The sequence below is a fragment of the Streptomyces sp. C genome (assembly GCF_000158895.1).
Taxonomy (GTDB): domain Bacteria; phylum Actinomycetota; class Actinomycetes; order Streptomycetales; family Streptomycetaceae; genus Streptomyces; species Streptomyces racemochromogenes.
Genome location: NZ_GG657750.1, coordinates 7,233,892 through 7,236,537, shown reverse-complemented (window position 1 = coordinate 7,236,537; position 2,646 = coordinate 7,233,892). Strand labels below are relative to the sequence as shown.

1 protein-coding gene is annotated in these 2,646 nt (G+C 74.4%); it reads left to right on the top strand.

Annotated features, from left to right (window positions below):
* Positions 1-7: 7 nt before the first annotated feature.
* Positions 8-2,332: an Orn/Lys/Arg decarboxylase N-terminal domain-containing protein gene (locus SSNG_RS32195; RefSeq protein WP_007268128.1), complete on the top strand. Its 2,325-nt coding sequence runs from the start codon at positions 8-10 to the stop codon at positions 2,330-2,332.
* Positions 2,333-2,646: the final 314 nt, after the last annotated feature.

The following is a 2,646-nucleotide window of genomic DNA, read 5'->3' as shown; positions in this document are numbered from 1 at the left end:
GAACTCGTTGGGCGGAGGTGTCAGCGCCGAGCAGTTGCGGCGCATCGGCAAGGAACTGGAGAACCAGGGGCTGGAGCTGCGCTGGGCGCCGAGCGCGCGGGACGCCCGCGCCGCGCTGCAGACCGAGGCCGGGCTCGCGGCGGCCGTGGTCGCCTGGGACCTGCCGCGGACGGCGGGGGGCGCCGTCGAGGAGGGCGGCGCCGAGGTGCTGCGGCACATCGGGCGCCGCTTCAAGGACCTGCCGGTGTTCCTGGTGATGGCGGACGACTCCGACCAGGACCTGGAACGGCTGCCGCTGTGGGTCTCGGAGGCGGTGGTCGGGTACATCTGGCCGCTGGAGGACACGCCGTCGTTCATCGCCGGCCGGGTCGCGACGGCGGCCCGCGGCTACCACCGCGACCTGCTGCCGCCCTTCTTCAAGGCGCTGCGCCGGTTCGACGACTCCCACGAGTACTCCTGGCACACTCCCGCCCACTCCGGCGGCGTCGCCTTCCTCAAGTCCCCCGCGGGCCGGGCGTTCTTCGACTACTACGGCGAACGGCTCTTCCGCACCGACCTGTCGGTCTCGGTGGGGGAGCTCGGGTCCCTCTTCGAGCACAACGGGCCGATCGGCGAGGCCGAGCGCAACGCCGCGCGCGTCTTCGGCTCGGACCGCACCTACTTCGTCCTGCACGGCGACTCCACCGCGGACCGCATGGTCGGCCATTACAGCGTGACCACCGACGAGATCGCGCTGGTGGACCGCAACTGCCACAAGTCGGTGCTGCACGGGCTGGTGATCTCCGGGGCGCGCCCGGTCTACCTGGTGCCGACCCGCAACGGCTACGGGCTCGCCGGGCCCCTGCCGCCCGCCGTGACCGATCCGGCGGCGGTGGCCGCGACGATCGCACGGAACCCGCTGACGGCCGGGGCGTGCTCCGCGGAGGCCCAGTACGCGGTGGTGACCAACTCCACCTACGACGGCCTGTGCTACGACACGGTGGCGGCCGCCCGGGCCCTCGCGCCCAGCACGCCGCGCCTGCACTTCGACGAGGCCTGGTTCGCGTACGCCCGTTTCCACCCGCTGTACGCCGGCCGGTACGGGATGGCCGTCGGCCCCGACACCTTCCCGGACACCGGTTCCGGGCCCGGGCGGCCCACGGTGTTCGCCACCCAGTCCACGCACAAGCTGCTGGCCGCCCTCTCCCAGTGCGCGATGGTGCACGTGAAGTCGGCTCCCCGGGCCCCGGTCGAACACGAGCGGTTCAACGAGGCGTTCATGATGCACGGCACCACGTCGCCGCTGTATCCGGCGATCGCCTCCCTGGACGTGGCGGCCGCCATGATGGACGGCCCGCAGGGGCAGTGGCTGATCGACGAGGCGGTGACGGAGGCCGTCCGCTTCCGCCAGGCGGTGGTCCGCACCGGGCGCCGGATCGCCGCCGCCGGGGACCGGCCCGGCTGGTTCTTCGGGGTGTGGCAGCCGGAGACGGTCACCGATCCGGCGACGGGGGCGAGCGTCGCGTTCGCGGACGCCCCGCCCTCCCTGCTGAGCCGTGAGCCGTCCTGCTGGCACCTCGAGCCGGGCGCCGACTGGCACGGCTTCGCCGGGCTGACCGAGGGCTACTGCCTGCTGGACCCGGTCAAGGTAACCCTGACCTGCCCCGGCGTGACGGCCACCGGCGAGACGGGCGACTGGGGGATCCCCGCTCGGATCCTCACCGCCTACCTGGCGTCGCGGGGGATCGTGGTGGAGAAGACCGACAGCTACACCACGCTGGTCCTCTTCTCGATGGGCATCACCAAGGGCAAGTGGGGCACCCTGATGGACGCCCTGATGGACTTCAAGGCCCTGTACGACGCCGACGCCCCGCTGGAACGGGTCCTTCCGGGGCTGGTCGAGCAGTTCCCGCTGCGCTACGCGGGCGCCACGCTCGGCGGTCTGTGCCGGGGGATGCACGAGCACCTCACGCGCGCCGACCTGATCACGGCCCTCGACGCGGCCTTCCAGGACCTCCCGGAGCCGGTGGCCCCGCCGCGGCTCTGCTACCAGCGGCTGGTCCGGGGCGGCACCGAGCGGGTGCGGCTGGCCGAGGCCGCCGGACGGGTGGCCGCGGCGATGGTCACCGTCACCCCGCCGGGGATCCCCGTGCTGATGCCCGGGGAGTCCACCGGCACGGCGGACGGGCCACTGCTGCGGTACCTCAGGGCCCTGGAGGCCTTCGACCGGGCCTTCCCCGGCTTCCACAGCGAGGCCCACGGGGTGACGGTGGATCCCGGGAGCGGCGACTACCTGATCGAATGCGTCCGCCCGGAAGCCCTCGCGGGGGTGGTCGGGCCGCCCGCACCGTGACCGTGGGGCAGCGGTGCCCGTGACGGTCCCCCTCGACGTGACCGCCCGCCGCCCCGGGGACGCCCCTGGCCCGGAACGGCGGGGCAGGGTGTCGCCGCTATCGCCGTGGCGGTCCCCCTCGGCGTGACCGCCGTCAGCGCCAGGGATGCCCCGGCGCTGCGGGGCCGGGGCGTGGCCGCTGTCGTCGTGGCGGTGTCCCTCGGCATGACCGCCCGGCGCGCCGGGGCCCACGGCGCCGGAGCCGGGGGGCGGCGCGGCCGACACCGCACGGGTGATCCACGGACGGCCGTATGATCGGGTCCGCGCCGGCCCCG